Genomic DNA, 22,262 nt, shown 5'->3' with positions numbered 1-22,262 from the left:
CGGTCGAGATGACTGATGCGTCGCCGTTTTGCACTTTACACGATGAAGGTTTCTATTTCCAAACCGATTCCGCGACCTCTTTGATGAAGCGCAGCTTGTTCCACTGCTCCTCCTCCGTCAGGATGTTGCCCTCCTCGGTTGAGGAGAAACCGCACTGCGGGCTGAGGCAGAGCTGATCGAGCGGAACGTGCTTTTCCGCCTCATGGATGCGTGCGATGATATCCTCCCTCTTTTCGAGTGCGCCCGACTTCGAGGTGACAAGTCCGAGCACGACACGCTGATCCTTGATGTGATCGAGCGGTGCGAATCCACCCGCGCGGTCAGAGTCGTATTCGAGAAAGAAGCCGTCAACCTTGCAGCCGCCGAAGAGAATCTCTGCGACGGGCTCATAGCCGCCGGAGGAGAACCATGTCGAGCGGAAATTGCCGCGGCAGATATGCATGGTGATCGTCATGTCCGCGGGCTTTGCCTCCAGTGCGCGGTTGATCATCGCAACATAGGCACGTTCGATGCGGTCGAGGTCGAAGCCGCGCGCCTCGTATGCCGCACGCTTCTCCGGATCGCAGAACTCACCCCAGGACGTGTCGTCGAGCTGCAGATAGCGGCAGCCCGCCTCGTAGAAAGCCCGGATTGCCTTCTGATAGGCGCGTGCAATGTCCTCAAAGAGCGCATCTTCATTCTCGTAGCGCGCAATCGGCGCGTAGTCCGTCGCGCGCACGCAGCAGATGAGGTGCAGCATACTGGGCGAGGGGATCGTCATCTTTGCGATGGCATCTCCCGCGCAATCCTTCAAAAACCGGAAGTGATCGAGGAACGGATGCGAGCCGAAGTCCACCTTGTCCACGATTTTTACCGTCGCCGCCTTTGGCTGTGCGCCCTTGAATGCGACCGACCAATGCGCAGCGCCGACCTCCTCCACGCCGCCGAGTGCCGCGAGAAAGTCGAGGTGCCAGTAGCGGCGACGGAACTCCCCGTCCGTGACCGCACAGAGCCCGACCTCATTCTCCTTTGCGACGAGGTCGCGGATCGCTGCGTCCCCTGCCTGGCGCAGTTCCTCAGCTGTGGCATTCCCGCTTGCAAATGCTTCGCGCATCTTCATGAGCGCGGCGGGGCGCAGGAAACTCCCGACAATATCATAGCGGAACGGTGCCTTTGTATTATTCATTGAAAAACCTCCTATTGTGTCATTGTATTTGCGTTATTATAACACAGAATTCCGCTTTGGAAATGTTTCTCAAGTCACAAATACCACCAAAAAGCAGCTTGCCCGAAAACAAGCTGCTTTTTGGTGGAAATTTAGATATCAGACCTTCGCGACCGGATCGAGCGCCGTGACCTCGCCCGTGGCGGTCATCTTGATGCTCGTGCCCTCGGGCAGTCCTGTGAAGATCACAAGGCAGGCATCGGATTTCGCATTCTCACGAATGTAGTCGATGTCGAACTCCATGAGCTTGTCGCCCTTCTTGACCTGCTGCCCCGACTCGACAAAGACGTTGAAGCCCTTGCCGCCGAGCGCGACCGTGTCCACGCCAATGTGGAGCAGGTACTCTGTGCCGTCCGCGCTCTTCATGCCGATGGCGTGCTTCGTGTCAAAGACAAAGACCACCTCGCCATCGTCGGGCGCCAGCACCTCGCCTTTGCTCGGGTAGATGAAGAAGCCGTCGCCCATCATCTTGCTCGCAAACGCCTCATCGGGCGCCTCCGTAATCGGATGCACCGTGCCCGTGACGGGGCTGCAAAGTGTGCGTCCCTCGCCTGTGGGAGCTGCTGTCTTTGCCTCCGCTGCCGGTTTTTCCTCGGTAGGCGCTGTGGCAGGCGCATCGTCCTCCGGCTCGACATCAGGAGCCGTCTCCAGATAGGTTTCGAGATTCGACTTGATAACGGCGACCTGCGGTCCGTAGATGACCTGCACGCCCGTACCCTTGACGATCACGCCGACCGCGCCCGTTGCCTTGAGCAGCTTTTCATTCACGAGTGAGGAGTCCGCCACGGAGCAGCGCAGACGCGTTGCACAGCAGTCGACGGACGTGATGTTGCGCTTGCTGCCAAGCCCGCGCGCAATCGCCGCACTCTTTGCGTCGCCTGAAGCCCCGTCAGAGGAAGCGCCGCCCGCACCCTCGCGCGCCTTGTAGTCTGCCTTGGTGTAGAGCTTCGTTTCCTCGTCATCATCCTCGCGCCCCGGCGTCTTGAAGTTGAAGTGCTGAATCATCCAGCGGAAGATGAAATAGTAGAGGAAGAAGTAGATTACGCCGACGGGGATGACATACATCCAGCTTGTCTTTGCCTCACCCTGAAGGATACCAAAGATAAAGAAGTCCAGCAGACCGCCCGAGAACGTGAGGCCTACGGCGATGTTCAGCATGTGCGCGATCATGTATGCCGCGCCCGCAAGTGCGACCTGCACCGCAAAGAGTGCGGGAGCCACGAAGAGGAACGAGAACTCGATCGGCTCCGTGATGCCCGTGAGCATACAGGTGAGCGCCGCCGAGAGCAGAAGTCCGCGCGCGACCGCCTTTTTCTCAGGACGTGCGCAGTGGTACATTGCGAGTGCCGCACCCGGCAGACCGAAGATCATAAAGATGAACTCGCCCGAGAAATACCGCGTCGCGTCCGCACTGAAATGTGCGACGTTCGGGGAGGCGAGCTGTGCAAAGAAGATGTTCTGACCGCCCTGGATGAGCTGACCGTCGATCATCATTGAGCCGCCGACGCCCGTCTGCCAGAACGGCAGGTAGAAGACGTGGTGCAGACCGAACGGGATGAGCGCACGCTTGACGATGCCAAAGATCAGCGTGCCAATGTAGCCCGTACCCGTGACAAGTCCGCCGAGAGCGAAGATGCCCTGCTGTGCAAGCGGCCAGAGGAAGTACATCGCGATGCCGACAAAGAGGAAGACAATCGTCGAGATGATGGGGACGAAGCGCGAACCGCCGAAGAAGGAGAGTGCATTCGGCAGAACGATCTTATGATACTTGTTGTGCAGCCACGCCACGCCGATACCGACGATGATGCCGCCGAACACGCCCATCTGGAATGACATGATGCCGCAGGAGGCGGCAATCGTGCCTTCGAGGACCGTCGGTGCAATCGAACCGTCCGGCAGGATCTGTCCGCCGATTTTCAGCATCGCGTTGCAGGCGGTGTGCATGACGAAGAAGGCGATCATCGCCGAGAGTGCCGCGACCTCCTTCTCTGCCTTTGCCATGCCGATGGCGACACCGACCGCGAAGATGATCGGCAGATTGCCGAAGATCGTGCTGCCTGCACTCGCCATGATCGAGAGCAGTGAGTGCAGCGCAGTGCCCGCACCGAGGACACCGCCGAGACCGTACGTCTCGATCGTCGTCGGGTTCGTGAACGACGCGCCGATGCCGAGCAGGATACCTGCAATCGGCAGGATCGCGACCGGCAGCATGAAGCTGCGCCCGACGCGTTGGAGCACACTAAAGATTTCATCTTTCATAACGTAACCCCTTTCCCCCTCCGCCTTCATCGCGCCGTCCGCCCTCCCCTTTGGGCGATGCAGAAAAAGCATCCGAAAGTGCCGGTGAAACTCTTGCCGATGCCTGTCGTGATAAAGTGCGGAAACTATAAAATCATACACGATAATTATACATTAGATGGGGATGGGGTGTAAAGGGGAGAATGGTCTGTGAAAAATAAGATCTGTTCAGCAACTTGTTGAAAAAGCAAAAATCGAAGAAGGCTATGAGCAGGCATGCGAAAAAATCATTCTCAATGTGCTGAAGGAAAAACTTCCGCTCGCTGTGACCGCACCGTGTCGGAGATGTCGGTCGAAAAAATCGGGAAATTGGCAAAGTACACAGCTTGCTATAGTTGTCTTACGTATGCTATAATATTTCTATCATTGTTTCGTGAAGTTGAGGAGTGTGTGTATGAGAGGTGCGGAAGCTGTTCTGGCGTGTCTGCAGGAGCAGGGCGTTGATACTTTGTTCGGCTACCCCGGCGGGATGATCCTGCCTCTTTATGATGCACTCTATGGGCAAGATGCTGTGCATCAGATTCTCGTGACGCATGAGCAGAATGCCGCGCATGCGGCGGACGGCTATGCGCGGGCGACGGGGCGTGTCGGTGTCTGCATCGCTACGTCGGGACCGGGCGCGACGAATCTCGTGACGGGGCTTGCGACGGCGTATATGGACTCGATTCCAATGGTCGCGATCACGGGGCAGGTGGATATCGCCATGCTCGGCCGTGACGCCTTTCAGGAGACGGACATCCTTGACGTGACGATGCCCGTGACAAAGCACAACTATAAGGTAAAGAATGCGGCGGATCTTGTACCGACGATCCGTGAGGCGTTCGATCTTGCACGCAGCGGCCGTCCGGGTCCTGTACTCCTTGATGTGCCGCGCAATCTCTTCTTCGAGGAGATTTCTTATACGCGTGAGGAGCCGCAGGTGCGCACACCGGGCAAGCCCGATGCGGACTTCATGATCTGTGCGGCAGAGGCGGCGGCGGAGATCGTATCCGCAGAGCGTCCGCTCGTCATTGTGGGCGGCGGCGTGATTTCGGCGGGTACGTCGGCCGAGGTCACGGCGTTCATCGAAAAATATCATCTGCCCGTGGTGCATACGCTCATGGGCATGGGCGCTGTGCCGAGTACGCATCCGCAGATGCTTGGGTTTGCGGGGATGCACGGGGAAAAGGCGGCGAACTATGCCATTGGCGCTGCCGACCTCGTCATTGCGCTCGGCAGTCGTTTTGCTGACCGCCAGACGGGCAATCTCAGCAAGTACACGGCGAACCGCAAGTTCATCCACATTGACATCGATCCAGCTGAGATCGATAAGAACATTGAGAACAGTCTCGGTCTTGCCGGCGATATGCGGACGATTCTGGGGCTTCTCATGCGCCAGTCACCCAAGGGGGATCTTGCCGCATGGTGGGAGCAGATCCGCTCGTGGCAGGAGGAGTATGACTACGACTACCACGTCGGTCGTCTGACGGTGCCTTGGGCGCTGCATCAGGTGGCGCAGAGTACGACGGGGAAGGCGTATGCTTATGCGACGGATGTCGGACAGCACCAGATGTGGGCGGCGCTCCACCTGCGCGTCGAGGAGCCCCGGACGTGGCTGACCTCAGGCGGTCTCGGCACGATGGGCTACGGGCTGCCGGCGGCGATGGGGGCACAGGTAGCATGGGGCGACCGCCGCCGTGTGATTCACATTGCGGGGGATGGCGGCATCAAGATGACGGGCAATGAGTTCTACACGATTGCGCGTCTCGGGCTGCCCGTTATCTCGATTCTTGTGAACAATCGCAGTCTTGGCATGATCCGTCAGCTGCAGAAGGTGCTCTACGATGAGCGCTACATCGCCTGTGAACTCGATCACGAGATGGATTATGTGAAATATGTGGAGTGCTTTGGCATCAAGGCGGTGCGTGTCTCAACGCAGGAGGAGTTCGCGGCGGCATTCAAAAATGCGCTGGAGGATCGCACGCACCCGCGTGTCATTGTGATGGATGTGTGGCGCAGTTTCGTGGAGCCGATGGCAAAGGGCGGTGCGCGCATTGATGAGTTTGTCGACTTTAAGTAAATGCACATCTCTGCGCCGCAGCAGGCGCAGCCAACGGGGCTTTTCCCTGCTCTCTACGCTGCTTGCCGTAATGATCCTCGCGGTGATCCTCTCGATTGCCGTGCCGCGCTTTACATCTGCCATTACAACGGCGAATACGGTGAAAGTACAGGCGGATCTTACGGCGCTCGATACGGCGATTGTCCTCTATCAGACGGCAAAGGGACAGAAACCAACGAAGCTTGAGGATTTGGCGGAATATGTAACCGATGTCACAAAGCTCAAGCCCCCATCGGGCAATGTTCGTGTTGGTGATCAGGAAATACCCATGGACGGTAAGTCCTATGAGATCCAGGAAAAAGGCGAGGGGACAGCCAAGACGGTACGTGCCACCTGTGATGGGCATACGGCAGAGGATTTTCGTACCAAGCAGTCCGCAAAGTAGGGGAGGAACGCATTATGCAGGAGGCGGCGCTTTTTCCCGCACGCCGTTTCCTCATTCTGCTTGTGCTGTTATGGATCATGGCTGTGGCGGGGCTGCTCGCTCTCGTCGGTATCAATCCGCGCAGCTTCTGCGGCAGCATCTTTGCAGCGGTTCTTCTGTGGCTCTCATATCTTGACCTGCGGGATGGTTTTCTCTACGACGTGATTACCCTGCCGTTCGCGGCAGCGGGTGCCTTGTTCTCTCTGCTCGGATTTTTGATGCCTGTGGAGGATGCGCTCATTGGCGGGACGCTTTGCGGCGTCTTATTTTATTGCCTGTATATCGCTGCGCGCGGCGGGCTTGGCGGCGGTGATGTGAAGCTTGCCGCAGGACTCGGTCTATGGCTTGGGTGGGAAGCTGCCATCATCGCCGTTTGGATCGCGTTTCTGCTGGGCGGTATGGCAGCGGCTCTGCTGCTCATCACACGGCGCAGGAGGCGGCAGGATGCACTCCCGTTCGGCCCATTTCTCGCTGTGGGGGGCTATGTCGGATTCGTGGCAGGAGCGCGGCTCTGGCAGCTCTACTGGGGGACATTTTGATGCGTACCGTCGGGATGCGCGGGCTTGCACTGTTGAATGTACTGCTTGCCATCTCCGCACTTGCGGTTCTGCTCGCTGTGGGGCTTCCGCACGCAATTTCTCTGTATGCGCGCGCGGCAACGCAGTATGAGGCGATGTGCCTCATTGGAGAGCTGCGGCGGATCCAGGCGATCAGCCGCACGACGGCAATGCCGCTCAATATGTATCAGGATCGCCGTGGGTGGGAACGTGTGCCGCGCCTCCGCTTCGAAGATGGAGGCTATGTTCTGAACCGCCCCTTTGGGGAGACGCTGCACATACACCATCCGCTGCCGCTCGTGCGCTTTGAGCAGATGACACTGAAAAATACGCGCGTGGTCTTTCATCGCAATGGAGAACTCTCGGAGAAGTGGAGCCACAATATGACGATCCTTGTCTATGCCGAGGGGTATAAGGAGGATGCACTGCGCGTCGTGATCGACCGCGCGGCGCGGATTCGTCTGCAGCGAGGCGTAAAACATGAGGAGTGATGAGGCGGGCTGGGTTCTCCTTGAGGCCGTCGCACTCGGCATGATCGTTCTCGCGACGGTTGCCGCCGTCGGTATCTTTGCGCGGACTGCGCTGCTGAGAGAACACGCGGCAGCACGTATGGAGGCCGCCCTGCTTGCACGGGCGCAGCTTTCTGCGATGGAGGCGGCGCTGGATCAAGGGACTCCGCCTGCGGGGGGGACGGCAGAGGTTTCCTCGAACCGTATCTCCTATCACGTTGAGACGGAGGTTGTACGTGCAGCAGAGTTTTACGATGTACGCATGCGTATTTCGTGGCAGATTCTGGGACGCAGGGCGCAGACGGAATACGTACGGAGGCTGAGACAGCATGTGCGCACGGTGGAACCGACAAGTACACCTTGATGAGCGTGGGCTCCTGTTGACGGAGCTCGCCGTCAGTTTGCCGATCTTCGTGCTGCTGCTGACCGTTCTTGCCTTTGTCTTTGCGTGGGGGTGGCGCAGTTATCAGCATGAGATTGCGGATGCCGAACTGTGTCAGGAGATGCAGATTGCGGCGGCACGCATTGTAGAGTCAGCGCTGTTGTCCGATCAGATCCGAGAGCGTCAGCGGGGTATTTATGAAATGGCGCAAAACGCCAATACAGGCTCTGCGGACAGCGGGCAACCACGCGACAAATACTGGCTCACGGGGGGACAGTTGGTCTATAATAATGCTTCGTTTCCAATGACGGGTGCCTTTTCGGGAGCGGGCGTGCATATCACGTCGTTCTCTGTGCAGCCCGACCCGCGTGCACCGCGTCTCTATCATGTCGAGATGTCGGGGGTCAGCATGGTGACGGGGCGTACGTATCATCTTGCAACCGCCGTCTATCTGCGGGAGGATATGGATGGCACGTAATGATGAGCGCGGTTCCATCTCTGCGGTCGGTCTTTGTGTGCTGACGGCCGTGCTGCTGCTGGGGCTTTCTGCGGCACAGCTCGTCCGCAGCGGCGGCAGTGTTGCCGCAGAGTATGAGCGTGAAATGCAGCTGCGTCTCGCTGCCGAGAGTGGCGTTGAGACAGCAGCTGCAAGGATTGAGCAGTCTGCCGATGCCTTTGGTTCGCTGCCGAAGCCGGATGTGTATAAGAATGTCGATCGAGAGGCTGGCGTGGATATGATTCCTGTGGGCGAGGACATCGAACTCCATGTTTTTGTTCATACGCCGAGGGAAGAGGAGCCGCCCAAGGATACGATTGAATTAGTTGCCGTTGCGTATGATTCGATCGAGGAGGGCTCGCCGCGCGTTTCGGACGGAGAGCCGTGGATGCGGGCAAAGACGGTTCGTGCCCGCATGCAGAAGAAGGGAGACCGCTATGTTTGGCGGCGCTGGTTTTAGCGTGCCGTGGGCGGTGCGTGAGGCAGTCGGACTCAGTCCCTCTGCGCAGGGACTTGTCCTTGTGCGTATGTGCGCCGATGAGGAAGCGGGCGGCGCATGGAAGACGGTGGAGCTGCATACTGCGGAGGAATCCTGTCCGGACTGTGCGGATGCGTCTGCCTTCGCCTCCTTTGTACGAACGCAGCTCGTGCGGGCGGACTGGGAGAGGCTGCCGCTCGCGCTGGCGCTCCCTGTGACCGAGGCGGAGATTTGCGAACGGGAACTTCCGGTTCTGCTTGCGGGGGAGGAGCTGCGCGGTGCCCTGCTTTGGAGTCTGCGTGCGGAGGCGGATGAAGCGGGGGAGGTGCTCTCCGACACCATGCGGCTCTGCTGCACGGCTCTGCCCCACACGGTACCGCAGCGCTATTGGACGGCGCGCATGGAGGAGGAGCGGATACGGGCATATTTTTCTGCCTTTGCCGCGCAGGCGCTGCACCTGCGCAGACTAACGGTCTGTCCGCCGCATGGCGGTATACTCGCGGCAGAGATCGAGGCGGCGCACGATCCATTCGCATCGTGGGAGACGGAGGAGCCCGATGCAGGCGGAGTTCTTTCCGCCGTCTACGCAGGGTTGCTCGTGCGTCCATCGGCACCTGTGCATCTCTACTGGAGCGCAGATCAACCCCTCCTTGTACGGATGCGCTCGCATGCGGCAATGTGCATTGGTGTACTCGCAACAGCACTCTTTCTGGCGGGGGTGTCCGCTGATCTCACGGCCTGCTGGATCGCCTGTGAGGCACGCGATCATGCGGCAGAGGAGTTGGCACAACGGGAATCCGAGCGGGTGCGCATGGAGGCATTCTCCCTGCTGGGCAGTGATGCGTCGCAGCGCGAGCAGGCTTTGGCGGAATTTATGACGGAGTCGCACCCTCTGCGTGCACTGCTTGTTCACCTCGGCGCCATGACGGCGGAGGGCGTGCGTATCTCGGGACTGCGGGCAGAGGAGCATGACCTCCGCATTGAGGGGGAAGCCATAAACTATGAGGTGCTTGCGGGGCTCATAGGGGCGTTGGAGGCGGACTCGTTTTTTCCGTCAGAGGTGACGCTGGAACACGCGGAGCAAGTGTCTGTGAATGGACGGAAGCAGATACGGTTTACCCTGCACAGTACATGGTAGGAGGCGTGATGCGACAGCTTTCACAGCGGGAACGCATGGAACTCGCCCTGCTCTGGGCACTGGGGCTGCTTCTCCTCTATGTCCTTGTGCTCGCGCCGCTTTTTGCGGCGGAGCGGATGGCGGCATCGGCGGAGCGGGGCGCACTGCTGGCGCAGAATGCGCGCATTGCAGAATATCAGCAGCTCTTGCTGAGAGATGCGCATGCAGAGGAAAAGCTGCGTGCGCGGCATGCACACCTCATGGAGGCGCTGCCGGAGGACGTTGAACAGGGCGCATTCATGTATGCCATGGAGCGTCTTGCCGTGCGCAGCGGCTTGGTCATGGAGGGCTTTGCTCCGCGTGCGGCGGAAATGGTAAACGGAACGCTGATTCAGCCGATTGAACTGCGCTTTCGCGGCAATTACTTCGACGTTCTGTCCTTTCTGCATGCTGTGCAGGAAGGGGAGCGCTGCGTAGCATTTGGCAATTTTTCGTTCGAAGCAGAGGGCGATGCGCTGCAGTGCGTGCTTCTCGTCAAAATCGCGGCACGCGCGGCGGATGGAGCGGAATGAGGTCCGATCCGCTGAACGATTGGAGGCGTAATCGGAAATGGTTTGCAGGAAAAGATGCGTATACAGCGAATTAAGCTGGTAAGATATGTGCGCGGGGACGAAAGCAAAGGATCCGTGGTTCCTATCTTTTTGAAATCATTATGCGTGTGCTATGGGGAGGAAATTACATGAGTGGGCTGCGTTTTGTTACGGGCGGAGAGTCGCACGGTGCAGCATTGACGGCGATTCTCGACGGAGTTCCTGCAGGGCTGCGGCTCACGCGTGAGATGATTGATGCACAGCTTGCACGCCGTCAGTGCGGCTATGGGCGCGGTGACCGCATGAAGATCGAGACGGATCGTGCCCTTGTGCTGTCGGGAATGCGGTTTGGTGAGACGCTGGGCTCCCCCATCACACTGCAGGTCGTCAACCGTGACTTTGTGAGCTGGACGGATCGCATGGATCCCTTTGGCAGCCCGTCGGGATCGAAGGTGACGGCCGTACGGCCGGGGCACGCCGATCTCACGGGTGTCCTCAAATATGACCGGCAGGACGCGCGCGATATTCTTGAGCGCTCAAGCGCGCGAGAGACGACGATGCGCGTTGCGGTGGGGGCTGTCTGCCGTCAGCTGCTTGCCGCCGTCGGTGTGACTGTCGCCTCCCATGTGACGGAGATCGGCGGCGTGGGTGTTGATCCTGCGGCAATCCGCGCGGAGGCCATCGGCGTGACGAACAGCAGTGATCTGAACTGCTGCGATCCGAGCGCAGAGGAGCGCATCAAGGCGCGTATTGACGAGGCAAAGGCGGCGGGCGATACGCTTGGCGGCGTTTTCGAGATTGTCGTGCGCGGTCTGCCCATTGGACTTGGCTCCCATACGCAGTGGGATCGCCGCCTCGATGGAAAACTCGCGGGGGCGCTCATGTCCATTCAGGCGATCAAGGGCGTGGAGATCGGCGCCGGCTTTGCGTGTGCGCATCTGCCGGGCAGCGCGATACACGATGAGATCTATATGGGTGAGGACGGACAGCCCTATCGCAGGACGAATCGTGCGGGCGGACTTGAGGGCGGCATGACCAATGGTGAGCCGCTCGTCGTGCGTGCGGCAATGAAGCCCATTCCGACGCTGATGGCACCGCTGAAGACCGTTGACCTTGCCACGGGCAAGGAGGTCTCGGCAAGCAAGGAGCGCAGTGATGTCTGCGCCGTACCCGCTGCCTCTGTTGTCGGGGAAGCAATGGTCTCCTACGTCCTTGCAGATGCACTTTGCAGCCAGTTCCACGCGGATTCGATGACAGATCTGAGGGCGTCGCTTGCTGTCTACCGTGCACGCCTCGAACAGCGCTGGGGTACGCCATGAAAAATGTGGTGCTGATCGGCTTTATGGGGACGGGCAAGACGAGTGTCGGCCGTCTGCTTGCCGCGCGTCTTGGCTGTTCGTTTCACGATCTCGACAAGAAGATCGAGGAACGCTGCGGTATGAGCATCCCTGCAATGTTTGCGAAACACGGTGAGCCGTACTTTCGCGCACGGGAAAAGGAAGCCGTGCACGATGCGGCAGGGCGTACGCGTCTCGTCATCGCAACGGGCGGCGGCACGGTCAAAGATCCGGAGAACGTGGCACTGCTGCGGCAAAATGGGATCCTCGTGGCACTTATCGCTGACATTGATACCATCCTTGCGCGCACCGCTGCGTACGGAGCACGTCCCGTTCTCGACAATGCTGACGCGGGCGACCGCCGTGCAGCGATTGCGCAGCTGCTGAAGGAGCGGAGCGGTCTCTACGAGGGGGCGGATCTCACCGTCGATACGACGGGACGATCCCCGCTTGAGATCGCGGAGTATATCGTACAGGCAACGCGGATTTGGAGAAAGTAATATGATGCAGAGGGTGAACGTTGATCTCGGGGCACGCAGCTATACGATCACGATTGGCAGCGGACTTGCGGAGGAGATCACTTCGTTTGTGCGTGCGGCAGGATATTCCGCACGTGGCATGATTGTTACCGATACGAATGTTGGACCGCTCTGTGCGGTGCGGATTGCAGAGATCCTTGACCGTGCGGGCGTGCAGACAGAGATCGTGCAGGTTCCGGCAGGGGAGCGTTCCAAGAGCCTTGCGCAGGCGAATGTTATCTACACACGCGCGATTGAGCTGGGGCTGGATCGGCGCTCGCCGATCTTTGCACTCGGCGGCGGCGTGGTGGGCGATCTTGCCGGATTCGCTGCGGCGACCTATATGCGCGGCGTCCCCTTCATCCAGCTGCCGACGAGCCTCCTTGCGCAGGTGGACTCGAGCGTCGGCGGGAAGGTTGCGGTCAATCATCCGCTCGGGAAGAATCTCATCGGTGCCTTCTATCAGCCCGACGCCGTCTTTATGGAGCTGGATGTTCTAAAGACATTACCGGCGCGTGAGATCGCCACAGGACTTGGAGAGATCATCAAGTATGGCATCATCTACGATGCGGATTTTTTTGCATGGCTCGAAGAGCACCGCATGGATGTGCTCGCACTGGAACCCGCTGCGACGGCGCACACGATTGCACGCTCCTGCGAGATCAAGGCGGATGTTGTGCGGCAGGACGAGCGTGAGGGTGGGCTGCGCCGCATCCTGAACTTTGGTCATACGATTGCGCATGCGATTGAAAAGGAAACGCACTATGAGCGCTATCGCCACGGCGAGGCGGTCGCAATCGGCATGGCAGGGGCTGCAGACATCAGTGTGCGGCTGGGGCTGCTCGCGGAGACGGAGTGCGTGCGTACGAAGGAACTCATCCGCGCGATGGGGCTGCCTCTTTCTGCCAAGGGTGTGACGGCGGATGCCATGTACGAGGATCTCTTTCATGATAAGAAAACCGTGGGCGGTCGCATTCATTGGGTGCTTGCTCAGGCGATTGGTCGTGTTACGGTGTGCAGCGACGTGCCGGAGGAGATTGTACGTCAAACATTGTTGGGTCTTTCCTCCTAAATCTATTTAAGAATACTTCATTTTTCAACGAATAATTTTGAGAGGAGGTGGTGGTGCATGAACTGCAGACGGTGCGCATTCGTGCAGGTACTTCTGTTCGCTTTGCTTGTCTGCATGGGGCATCCAGTTTTTGCTGAGACCTCGCAGCTCACATGGGAATATTGGAAGCCCAATACGTATGATTCCGCCGAATCGGCGGCAAAAAGTGTACCCTCCTTTCCAAAGGACGAGGGGCAATGGCGGCGGTTCAACCCCCAGTTTGGCATCGCCGTTCCCGAGGGAACGCACTATGTCTGGGTGCGCGTCTACATTCCGCCCGATACGGGCGTAGACGAGAGTCTCTTCTTCTTCACGAGGGATCAAGCGCTGCAGATCTTCCTCGACGGTGTCTCCATCTATCACTATGGCGATCTCAACCAGCATACCGCCTCCTACGGGCGGAAGTGGCATCTCATTGATCTGCCCGCGTGGGCGGTCGGGCGGCAGCTTTACATTCAGCTGCATTCGGACAATATCTGGGTGCTTGGGCAGTTCGACCGCATACAGCTGAGTCGTCCGGCACATCAGATCGAGGATCTCTTTCTCTATGATTTCCCCTATGTCAGCGGCATTACAGCACTCATCATCTTCATCATGCTGCTTGGCGTCTACTTTTTTACAGAGAAGGATCTGCGCGATATCTATCTGCGGCTGATTGTTGTCCTTGCGGTATTCTTTGTGTGGATGTTCAGTGCGGCGAGTCTCGTCCAGCTCTGGCTGGACTTTCCTGCGTTCTGGTGGAATCTGGAAATCATCTCTGCCTATCTGATCCCACTTGCCGCAAACCTATTGATCTATAGTGTGATCGATGAGTCGTATAAAAAGAAAATTCTTCGGATATCCTCCGTATACATACTCATCATTGCCCTTGCTGTTCTGCTTGAAATTGCAGGGCAGAACGGGCTGTATCTCATGCGGTTCTTCTACTATCCCGCTCTTTTCGTCTGCGGGCTTGTGACCGCATCTTGGCTCTGGTCGTGCTACGAGCGCGGAAATCTGCGCTGCCGCTCGCTGCTCATCGCATTTGGCACGCTCTCGGGGCTTGCCGTGATCGACGGTCTTGCGTTCCAGTACCGCATCTTCAGCTGGCACACGTATCTGGTTCCGTTTGGTATCTACACGATCAGCTTCTTTATCGTGCAGCTGATTCTGGAACGCGCAGCGCATGAGCGCTATCTTGCAGAGCTTTCCGCAAGCCTTGAGAACGAGGTCTCTGTAGTGACGCGGCGCATGGAGGTTGATCCGCTCACGGGCGTGTTCAACCGCAATAAATTCCCGTCGGCAACGCGTGACTTTATGCGCATTTCGCTTGAGATCAAGGAACCGTTTGCGCTCATCATGTTTGATATTGACCACTTCAAGAACATCAACGATACCTACGGACACGATGTGGGCGATGTGGTGCTTGTCGGATTTGCGCAGACGATCAGCAGCTTTTTGGATCGCCGCCATATCCTCATCCGCTGGGGCGGCGAGGAGTTCATCCTGCTCTGCCTCCACTACGACGGAGCGGAGGCAGAGGCGTTTGCAAATACGATCCGTGAGGCAGTCGCCGAGGCACACATCCATCCGTCGACGCACGTGACGTGCAGCGGCGGTGTGGCGATCTGGTACGGAACGGAAAAGGATACGGTGGAGCGCGTGGTGAAGCGCGCGGATACGGCGCTCTATCAGTCGAAGGAGAACGGGCGCAATCAGATCACCTGTGAGCCGGACTGGAAAAAGAATATGCCGCCGCGCCGTCCACGGCAGAAGACGGTGGAAAAGCCCGCTGAAACGGTGCGGGTGGAAAACGGCATCAGCGGGCTCTGGAATCGCTGAAAAATTTTTCTTGCATAGAGTGCCGTCTTATGCTATAGTCACTGGGTATGTGTGTGGATGGTCCGCTGGGCGGCATGAGCCGGCTATGAACGTCCGAGCGAAGGAGGAAAAACTATGAATATTATCGAGATCCTTGAGAAGGAGCAGCTTCGCTCCGACATCCCGAAGTTTGCACCGGGCGATACGGTTCGCGTCCATGCGCGTATCGTCGAGGGCACGCGCGAGCGCATTCAGGTGTTCGAGGGCGTTGTCATCGCGCGTCAGGGTTCGGGTGTCCGTGAGACCTTCACCGTGCGCCGCATCGCATCAGGCGTCGGCGTGGAGCGTCTCTTCCCCGTGCACTCCCCGCGTATCGCCAAGATCGAGGTGACGCGCCGCGGTATCGTCCGCCGTGCGAAGCTCTACTATCTGCGCGGACTCACGGGCAAGGCGGCTCGTATTCGGGAAAAGCGCTAATTGTACGATGGATAGGGACTGCTGCGGCAGTCCCTATTTTTGCTGTATTCGCCGTATGAGAGGAGGTTTTTATGGAAAAAGAAACGTCAACCGCGTCGGAGATCAAGGACTGGATTGTATCCATCGTCATAGCCGTCGCGCTTGCCATGTTCATCCGTACATTCATCGTGGAGCTCTATGTCGTCGACGGTCCGTCGATGCGCCCGACGCTTGAGTCGGAGGAGCGCCTCGTCGTCAATAAATTCATCTACCGGTTCCGCACGCCGGAGAAGGGCGAAGTCCTCGTCTTTCAGTACCCGCGCGACCCGAGCCGCGACTTCATCAAGCGCGTGATCGCGACACCCGGGGATACGATTGAGATCCGCGAGGGGCGCGTGCTCGTCAACGATCAGCTGCTGACCGAGGACTACATCCTCGAAAAGACGCGCAGCGAGTATCCGAAGTCGACCGTGCCCGAGGGGCGCATCTTCGTCATGGGTGACAACCGCAACAACTCCGAGGACAGCCGCTTCGCCGATGTCGGCTTTGTGCCGTACGATCTCATCAAGGGCAAGGCGATCCTCGTGTTCTGGCCGATTTCGCAGTATAAGACACTCTGATGGAGGGAAGCATGATGCGCTTTGTATCATGGAACGTCAACGGGCTGCGCGCCGCGCTGAAAAAGGGCTTTATGGAGTCCTTCAAGGAACTTGACGCCGACGCCTTCTGCCTGCAGGAGACAAAGATGCAGGAGGGGCAGGCGATCCTCGATCTGCCGGGCTACGAGCAGTATTTTTACAGCGCCGAGAAAAAGGGCTACTCCGGCACGGCGATCTTTACGCGGGTCAAGCCTCTTTCCGTCAATTACGGGATTGGGATCGAGGAGCACGACCACGAGGGGCGCGTCATCACGATGGAGTACGAGGATGTGTACCTCGTCACCGTCTACACGCCGAACTCGAAGAATGCGCTCGCACGCCTCGACTACCGCATGGTCTGGGAGGACGCGTTTCGCGCGTTCCTGCTTGATCTGCGTGCGAAAAAGCCCGTCGTCGTCTGCGGCGATCTCAACGTCGCGCACGCGGAGATCGACCTCAAGAACCCGAAGAGCAACCGCCGCAATGCGGGCTTCACGGATGAGGAGCGCGGCAAATTCACGGAGCTCCTTGCCTCGGGATTTGTCGATACCTTCCGCGCCCTGTACCCGGACAAGACGGGAGCCTATACGTGGTGGTCGTATCTGCGCCATGCGCGCGAGACGAACGCGGGATGGCGCATCGACTACTTCCTCGTCTCGGAGGAGCTGCGTGACCGCATTGCGGCGGCAGAGATCCATGCAGACATATTCGGGAGCGATCACTGCCCCGTATCGTTGAATTTGAAATAGGCATCCCTCAAAGCCTGCCCCGCTTGCGGGGGAGGGGCAAAAAGATAGGCTGCAGCAGTGCAGTTCCTATGATTATTGAACAATCGTAAGGAGATTTATGGCAGATTTGAAAGAAGAACTCGCGCGTGAGATCGAGAAGCGCCGTACCTTTGCCATCATCTCGCATCCGGACGCGGGCAAGACGACGCTCACCGAGAAGCTGCTCCTCTACGGAGGCGCGATCCATCTCGCCGGCTCGATCAAGTCGCGCAAGACGCAGCGCCATGCCGTCTCTGACTGGATGGAGATCGAAAAGCAGCGCGGCATCTCCGTCACGTCGTCCGTCCTCCAGTTCGACTACGACGGCTATCGCATCAACATCCTCGATACGCCGGGGCATCAGGACTTTAGCGAGGATACATATCGTACGCTGATGGCGGTGGACAGCGCCGTCATGATTATCGACGCGGCGAAGGGCGTTGAGGCGCAGACGCGCAAGCTCTTCCGCGTCTGCCGTCAGCGCGGCATCCCCATCTTTACCTTTGTCAACAAGCTTGACCGCTTCGGCAAGGCGCCGCTCGATCTGATGGACGAGCTGGAAAATGTTCTGGGCATCCGCTCCTATCCGATGAACTGGCCGATCGGCACGGACGGGACGTATCGCGGTGTCTATGACCGCGAGAAAAACCGCATCGAACTCTTTGCCGAGGACGTGACACACGGGCAGGAGACGCGCGTCTCCGAGGTGTTCGAGATGGACGACCCCGCGTGGAAGGAACGCGTCGGGGAGGAGACTGCCGCCGCGCTCTTTGACGACATTGAGCTGCTGCGCGACGCGGGTGAGGAGTTCGACCGTGCGGCGGTGGATGCGGGCGAACTGACGCCCATGTTCTTCGGCTCGGCGATGACGAACTTCGGTGTGCAGAACTTCCTTGAGGAGTACATTCGGCTCGCACCAACACCGGCGCCGCGTATGTCCTCGGATGGTGTCATCGAGCCGGATGATGAGAAGTTCTCGGGCTTCGTATTCAAGATTCAGGCGAATATGAATCCGGCGCACCGCGACCGTCTTGCGTTCATCCGTATTTCGTCCGGCAAGTTTGACCGCAATATGAGCGTCTGGCACGCGCCCTCGGGCAAGCTCATCAAGCTCGCGCAGCCGCAGCAGTTCCTTGCGCAGGATCGCCAGATCATCGACACGGCATATCCCGGCGACATCGTGGGACTCTTTGACCCCGGTGTATTCGGCATTGGGGACACGCTCTGTGACTCCTCACACAAGTTCAAATTCGAGGACTTCCCCGTGTTCCCGCCCGAGCGGTTCGCGCGTGTCGCGGCAAAGGACACGATGAAGCGCAAGCAGTTCGTCAAGGGCATCGAGCAGCTGACGCAGGAGGGCGCGATTCAGCTCTTCGAGCAGGTTGGTGCGGGTCTGGACAGCTATATCGTCGGCACCGTCGGCACGCTGCAGTTTGAGGTGCTCGAGTACCGCCTGAAAAGCGAGTACAACACGGAGATCACGATGCAGATGCAGCCGTTCGAAACGGCACGCTGGCTCGCGTTCCCCGACGGGCGTACGATCACGCCTGCCGATCTGCGCGGCGCGGATCGCGGCATGTTCGTCCACGACAGGAACGGCAACCCCGTCCTCCTCGTCAGCAACGAGTGGGCGCTCGGCTGGATCCGTGAAAACAACCCCGATCTGCAGCTTGGACAGGTACCGTTCGACCGCAGAGAGGCATAATAGAGAAATGAAAAGGGGCTGTTGCACGAAGTTTTATAGCTTCGTGCAACAGCCCCTTTTGTATTTATGGAGTTATACCTCTGCCGTTTCTGGAACAGCTTGTGTCAATGTGTTCTTGATAAATTGATTGAGTGACAGATTCTCTTTCGCGGCTTCCAGTGCCAGTCGTCGATGGAGGTCACTCGGGATGCGGATATTGAAGCTGCCCTTAAACTCTTTGTCAGGACTTCGATGAAATTTTGCACAGGCATCTAAATAATTATCAATGCTGTTGTGAAAAGCCTCCGTCAGCTCATCGACGCTCCTGCCGTGAAAGTTCAGAGAGTCATTGATCCCGAACACCTCTCCGATAAAGAGACCATCCTCCTCGTCAAATGAGACTTTCGCGTGATATCCCTTGTATTCCAACATATCCGTCCCTCCTTAACATGCTCCAAGTTCCTTCAAAAATTGGAGAACTTTCTTGATCTGATAACGATATAATTCTTTTCCGGGGTGTGGACCATCAAATTGCAGGATGCGCTTTGTCGCCGGATGAAAATATCCAATTCCTGAGCCTCTCCCTCCTTGAAACTTTTCACAGCCACACTTTTTCATCAAGGCATCGAGTTCGCGTACCGTAAAATTTGTCGGCGAAGGTGTTCGTGTGATCTTTTGGAGCAGCGTTTCTTTTGTCGGCATTGGGATCACCTCACCTGAATCGTAACATAATAAAGAGCACAAAGCAACCATTTTTCAGTTGCTTTGTGCTCTTTGTGTATTATGGTGTCATATATTGACTCACAAACTCCCGTACCTCCTCGCATGCAGCGAAACTTTCCGCGAGTTCGGGCAGAACGAGCGGGAAGACGTGAGGCATTTCGGGGTAGACGGTGAAGGTCACGTTTGTGCCGTCTGCTTTTGCTTTTTCCGCAAGCTGTTCGTCCTCTGTCAGCAGGAGATCGTAGCCGCCTGTCTGGATGAGCATGGGCGGCAGATTGCTGAGATCAGCGTGGATCGGGGAGAGGCGCGGATCGTCGAGCGGAAGACCACCCGCATAGGGCGGAATGCTGCGCAGATGGGGAGCGAAGGGCGTACCCTTGCCGAGCACTTTGTCCTTCGTGAAGTTCTCCGTACGCGATGTGCCGTCCTTGTGCGCGAAGTCTGCCCACGGCGAAAGGAGGATGAGTGCGGCAGGCTGCGGCAATCCCTCGTCGCGCAGATAGACCGCAAGCTCCACGGCGAGGTTCCCGCCCGCCGAATCTCCATAGATGATGATGTCCGATGGTTTTGTTCCGCGCGCAAGGAGTCCTTGATAGACCGTTGCCGCATCCTCAAGTGCCGCCGGATAGCGATGGAGCGGTGCGTGTCGGTATTCCACACAGTAGATTTCGCGTGCGTTCGTATACTCCGCCTGACGTACGGCAAATGTGCGGTAGAGATCGGTGAGTCCGCTCATATAAGCACCGCCGTGCAGCTGCAGTACGACGCTCTTAGAAGATGAGTTCGGTGGCACAAGGCGCTCGATCGGAACGTTTCCGATGGCAGTCTTTTCATACACCCAGCCCTCGGGGGCGGTGAACGGCGCAGGTTTTTTGTCCTCGGGCGGGGCGTAGAGTGCGTCCATCTGCGTCTTGATGTACGCCTGTTTCGCTTCGCCTGTGAGAACGATCCCACGCACTTCGGGGACGGCAGATGTTTCGCCAAATCCACAGTGCGGAAGGACGGCAAGCCCCAGGATCAGGGCGATGCCGCCGATATATCTCTTCCATGTGTGCATGGCGTCTGGCTTCCTCCTGCAGCAAAGGCTTCGTCGCACCATGTGAGCAGGGCATCCTCGATGTGTGCTTCGTGTGCATCTACGGTCTGTCCCGCACTGGTGATGTGAAGACTGCGACCATCCGCGTATGCAATGAGGATGTTGTAGGCGGGATTCGTCACCGCCTCCGCGCGTGCGCCGTAGTCGTTCTCGGCGGCGAGATTCTGTGCGGTGATAACGGCATGAAGACTTGCCTCCAGCTCGGGTGTCCACGGGACATAGCGTTCGCGGATGTCCTGATGGCGTCCGTTTGTGTACTCCTTGCCGACGAGTTCGTTGAGACAGGTGATAAAGCCGTTCGGGTCGCGTCCCTGCGCTGCAATCTCCTCGGCAGAGAACACGCGCCTGATGGGGGCGTCGACCTGCCAGATCATGCGCATCAGCGTGCCGTCCGCGACGGGATGGCGGAACTCCATCACAAAGAGTTTGATTTCACCTGCTGCGTCAGAAACGCCGGTCTTTGCGGTTTCGTGCGAGGGAACTTCCGCAGACGCAGCAGGACACCCCGCGCCGAGGAAGAGCAGCGGGACGCACACGGCTACGAGCAAGCAAAGCAGGCGTTTTCGTGCGAATCTCATCATCGGCTCCTTTTCATGCGAACAGATCATTCAGCGCCTCGGTCATGGTCGGATGTGTGTAGATGGCAGAGCCGAGTGCGGCGGCGGTGATACCGTGGTCGATCGCCATTTTCATCAGATTTATCATCTCCTGCGACTCGGGGCAGAAGAAATGCGCACCAAGGATCGTGTCGGTCTTCGCGTCGATGATTGCCTTGAGGATGCCGGCAGGCTTCTTGTAGACCTGCGCCTTTGGGATGGCGGCGACCTCAAGCCGTGCGATACGCACATCAAATCCTGCGGCTTTTGCCTGTTCCTCGGTCATGCCGACGCGTGCGAGCGGCGGGTCAAGGAAGACGGCGTAGGGGACGGCTCCGCGATTTGCCGCTGTGCGTGTTCCGCTGCCCGCGAGCTGATCCTTGACGATGCGGAAATCGTCGAGGGAGATGTAGGTGAACTGCATCCCGCCCGTAACGTCGCCCATCGCCCAGATATGCGGGACGTTCGTGCGCAGATGTTCGTCAACGGCGACCGCACCGCGTTCCGTCACAGTGATGCCTGCCGCCGCAAGGTTCAGTGCGGCGATGTTCGGACGGCGCCCCGTGGCGATGAGGATGGCGTTTGCCGCAAGTACTTTCTCCCCTTCCGATGTCTGCACAATGACGTTTGCACCGGCCGCGCCGTCCTCGATGCGCAGAATCTTTGCACCCGTAAGGATATGAATGCCGCGCCCCTCCATCTGTGTGCGGACGCGCTCGGCGATTTCTCTGTCCTCCCGCGGAATGAAGGCATCGCCGTCCTGCACGACGGCGACGGACGAGCCGAAGTTGGCGTAGTACGATGCGAACTCGAGACCAATGTAGCCGCCGCCGATGATGACAAGCTTTTCGGGCAGCGCGTCCAGCTCCATCATCGTCTCACTCGTGTAGACATGGGTACTCTCTGCCGCGCCCTCGATTGGCGGGACGAAGGGGAGTGCGCCCGTGTTGATGAAAATGTGCTCCGCCGTGACGGTCTGCTCTCCGTCTGCACCGACAATGCGTACCGTATGTGCATCGACAAACGATGCCTCGCCGTCGATCACGACGGCACCTGTGCCCGTCACCTTCGCGTAGTTCTTTTCGCGCAGCATTGCAGTCAGGCGGCGTTTCTCTGCAATCGCCGCACGATAGCGCTCTGCCTTTGCCGCGAAGTCTCCGCCCGCCGCTGCCGAGAGCCGCGCACTGTACTCAAGGGACTTCGATGGGATGCAGGCAACGTTGATGCAGGTGCCGCCGTAGCGCTCCTTTGACCGCTCGACGAGGACGACCGTCTCCCCCTTCTTCGCGAGGAAGCCCGCGAGTGTCTTGCCCGCCTTGCCAAATCCGATGATGAGATTCTGATATGATGTGTTCTGCATGGTATGCTCCATTTCTGTTGAAA

24 protein-coding genes are annotated in these 22,262 nt (G+C 58.4%); 17 read left to right on the top strand and 7 right to left on the bottom strand.

The genetic code is table 11. The features are described from left to right. Window positions 1-52: 52 nt before the first annotated feature. A complete protein-coding gene (locus tag C8273_RS09175; protein WP_106627426.1) occupies window positions 53-1,165 on the bottom strand; it encodes a 5-methyltetrahydropteroyltriglutamate--homocysteine S-methyltransferase in 1,113 nt (370 codons plus the stop codon). A gap of 138 nt (window positions 1,166-1,303) precedes the next feature. Then, the gene (locus C8273_RS09170; RefSeq protein ID WP_106627669.1) at window positions 1,304-3,463 is read right to left on the bottom strand and encodes a PTS transporter subunit IIABC; all 2,160 of its coding nucleotides are present in this window, start codon (window positions 3,461-3,463) and stop codon (window positions 1,304-1,306) included. 433 nt (window positions 3,464-3,896) lie between these two features. On the opposite strand from C8273_RS09170, the gene ilvB reads away from it, so the two are divergent. The 17 genes from ilvB (at window position 3,897) to C8273_RS09085 (ending at window position 18,485) form a co-directional block, all read left to right on the top strand. Next, window positions 3,897-5,561: a biosynthetic-type acetolactate synthase large subunit gene (gene ilvB, locus C8273_RS09165; RefSeq protein ID WP_106627425.1), complete on the top strand. Its 1,665-nt coding sequence runs from the start codon at window positions 3,897-3,899 to the stop codon at window positions 5,559-5,561. Next, window positions 5,545-5,985, top strand: coding sequence for a competence type IV pilus major pilin ComGC (locus C8273_RS09160; RefSeq protein ID WP_407695413.1), 441 nt, complete (start codon window positions 5,545-5,547; stop codon window positions 5,983-5,985). Before ilvB ends, C8273_RS09160 begins: the two co-directional genes overlap by 17 nt. Before the next feature lie 14 nt (window positions 5,986-5,999). Beyond that, window positions 6,000-6,563, top strand: coding sequence for a prepilin peptidase (locus tag C8273_RS09155; RefSeq protein ID WP_106627423.1), 564 nt, complete (start codon window positions 6,000-6,002; stop codon window positions 6,561-6,563). Beyond that, window positions 6,563-7,072, top strand: a complete 510-nt coding sequence (locus C8273_RS09150; RefSeq protein ID WP_106627422.1) for a prepilin-type cleavage/methylation domain-containing protein — start codon at window positions 6,563-6,565, stop codon at window positions 7,070-7,072. The genes C8273_RS09155 and C8273_RS09150 overlap by 1 nt, the downstream gene beginning before the upstream one ends. Further along, complete coding sequence (locus C8273_RS09145; protein WP_106627421.1) at window positions 7,062-7,454, top strand: hypothetical protein; 393 nt, start codon at window positions 7,062-7,064, stop codon at window positions 7,452-7,454. Before C8273_RS09150 ends, C8273_RS09145 begins: the two co-directional genes overlap by 11 nt. Further along, window positions 7,420-7,950 carry a prepilin-type cleavage/methylation protein gene (locus C8273_RS09140; RefSeq protein WP_106627420.1) on the top strand — a complete coding sequence of 177 codons (531 nt, stop codon included), beginning with the start codon at window positions 7,420-7,422 and terminating at the stop codon, window positions 7,948-7,950. The genes C8273_RS09145 and C8273_RS09140 overlap by 35 nt, the downstream gene beginning before the upstream one ends. Beyond that, entirely contained in the window at window positions 7,940-8,428 is a 489-nt protein-coding gene (locus C8273_RS09135; RefSeq protein ID WP_106627419.1) for a hypothetical protein, read from the top strand. The genes C8273_RS09140 and C8273_RS09135 overlap by 11 nt, the downstream gene beginning before the upstream one ends. After that, a complete protein-coding gene (locus C8273_RS09130; RefSeq protein WP_106627418.1) occupies window positions 8,406-9,584 on the top strand; it encodes a PilN domain-containing protein in 1,179 nt (392 codons plus the stop codon). Before C8273_RS09135 ends, C8273_RS09130 begins: the two co-directional genes overlap by 23 nt. Window positions 9,585-9,592: 8 nt before the next feature. Further along, the gene (gene pilO / locus C8273_RS09125; RefSeq protein WP_106627417.1) at window positions 9,593-10,135 is read left to right on the top strand and encodes a type 4a pilus biogenesis protein PilO; all 543 of its coding nucleotides are present in this window, start codon (window positions 9,593-9,595) and stop codon (window positions 10,133-10,135) included. A gap of 167 nt (window positions 10,136-10,302) precedes the next feature. Beyond that, window positions 10,303-11,472, top strand: coding sequence for a chorismate synthase (aroC, locus tag C8273_RS09120; protein WP_106627416.1), 1,170 nt, complete (start codon window positions 10,303-10,305; stop codon window positions 11,470-11,472). Then, on the top strand, window positions 11,469-11,990 hold the full coding sequence (locus tag C8273_RS09115) for a shikimate kinase (protein ID WP_106627415.1): 522 nt from the start codon (window positions 11,469-11,471) through the stop codon (window positions 11,988-11,990). Before aroC ends, C8273_RS09115 begins: the two co-directional genes overlap by 4 nt. A 1-nt stretch (window position 11,991) precedes the next feature. Further along, a complete protein-coding gene (gene aroB / locus C8273_RS09110) occupies window positions 11,992-13,080 on the top strand; it encodes a 3-dehydroquinate synthase (protein WP_106627414.1) in 1,089 nt (362 codons plus the stop codon). A gap of 57 nt (window positions 13,081-13,137) precedes the next feature. Then, on the top strand, window positions 13,138-14,940 hold the full coding sequence (locus tag C8273_RS09105; RefSeq protein WP_106627413.1) for a GGDEF domain-containing protein: 1,803 nt from the start codon (window positions 13,138-13,140) through the stop codon (window positions 14,938-14,940). Between the two features lie 114 nt (window positions 14,941-15,054). Further along, complete coding sequence (gene rplS / locus C8273_RS09100) at window positions 15,055-15,396, top strand: 50S ribosomal protein L19 (protein ID WP_021685579.1); 342 nt, start codon at window positions 15,055-15,057, stop codon at window positions 15,394-15,396. Window positions 15,397-15,467: 71 nt separating this feature from the next. Continuing rightward, window positions 15,468-15,995, top strand: coding sequence for a signal peptidase I (gene lepB / locus C8273_RS09095; protein ID WP_106627412.1), 528 nt, complete (start codon window positions 15,468-15,470; stop codon window positions 15,993-15,995). 14 nt (window positions 15,996-16,009) lie between these two features. Continuing rightward, entirely contained in the window at window positions 16,010-16,762 is a 753-nt protein-coding gene (locus C8273_RS09090) for an exodeoxyribonuclease III (protein ID WP_106627668.1), read from the top strand. A gap of 97 nt (window positions 16,763-16,859) precedes the next feature. Next, window positions 16,860-18,485, top strand: a complete 1,626-nt coding sequence (locus tag C8273_RS09085; RefSeq protein WP_106627411.1) for a peptide chain release factor 3 — start codon at window positions 16,860-16,862, stop codon at window positions 18,483-18,485. Window positions 18,486-18,557: 72 nt separating this feature from the next. On the opposite strand, the gene C8273_RS09080 is transcribed toward C8273_RS09085, so the two are convergent. The 5 genes from C8273_RS09080 to C8273_RS09060 all read right to left on the bottom strand — a co-directional run bounded on the left by C8273_RS09080 (window position 18,558) and on the right by C8273_RS09060 (window position 22,239). Then, window positions 18,558-18,896 carry a type II toxin-antitoxin system HicB family antitoxin gene (locus C8273_RS09080; protein WP_106627410.1) on the bottom strand — a complete coding sequence of 113 codons (339 nt, stop codon included), beginning with the start codon at window positions 18,894-18,896 and terminating at the stop codon, window positions 18,558-18,560. 12 nt (window positions 18,897-18,908) lie between these two features. Continuing rightward, on the bottom strand, window positions 18,909-19,166 hold the full coding sequence (locus C8273_RS09075) for a type II toxin-antitoxin system HicA family toxin (protein WP_106627409.1): 258 nt from the start codon (window positions 19,164-19,166) through the stop codon (window positions 18,909-18,911). Between the two features lie 79 nt (window positions 19,167-19,245). Then, window positions 19,246-20,244, bottom strand: coding sequence for an alpha/beta hydrolase (locus C8273_RS09070; RefSeq protein ID WP_106627408.1), 999 nt, complete (start codon window positions 20,242-20,244; stop codon window positions 19,246-19,248). After that, window positions 20,205-20,861 carry a hypothetical protein gene (locus C8273_RS09065; protein WP_106627667.1) on the bottom strand — a complete coding sequence of 219 codons (657 nt, stop codon included), beginning with the start codon at window positions 20,859-20,861 and terminating at the stop codon, window positions 20,205-20,207. Before C8273_RS09065 ends, C8273_RS09070 begins: the two co-directional genes overlap by 40 nt. A gap of 13 nt (window positions 20,862-20,874) precedes the next feature. Next, entirely contained in the window at window positions 20,875-22,239 is a 1,365-nt protein-coding gene (locus tag C8273_RS09060; RefSeq protein ID WP_106627407.1) for an FAD-dependent oxidoreductase, read from the bottom strand. Window positions 22,240-22,262: the final 23 nt, after the last annotated feature.

Source organism: Candidatus Centipeda massiliensis, from assembly GCF_900290285.1.
Taxonomy (GTDB): domain Bacteria; phylum Bacillota; class Negativicutes; order Selenomonadales; family Selenomonadaceae; genus Centipeda; species Centipeda massiliensis.
Note: the sequence above shows the minus strand (reverse complement) of the source record. Positions and strands in the feature narration are given on the sequence as shown.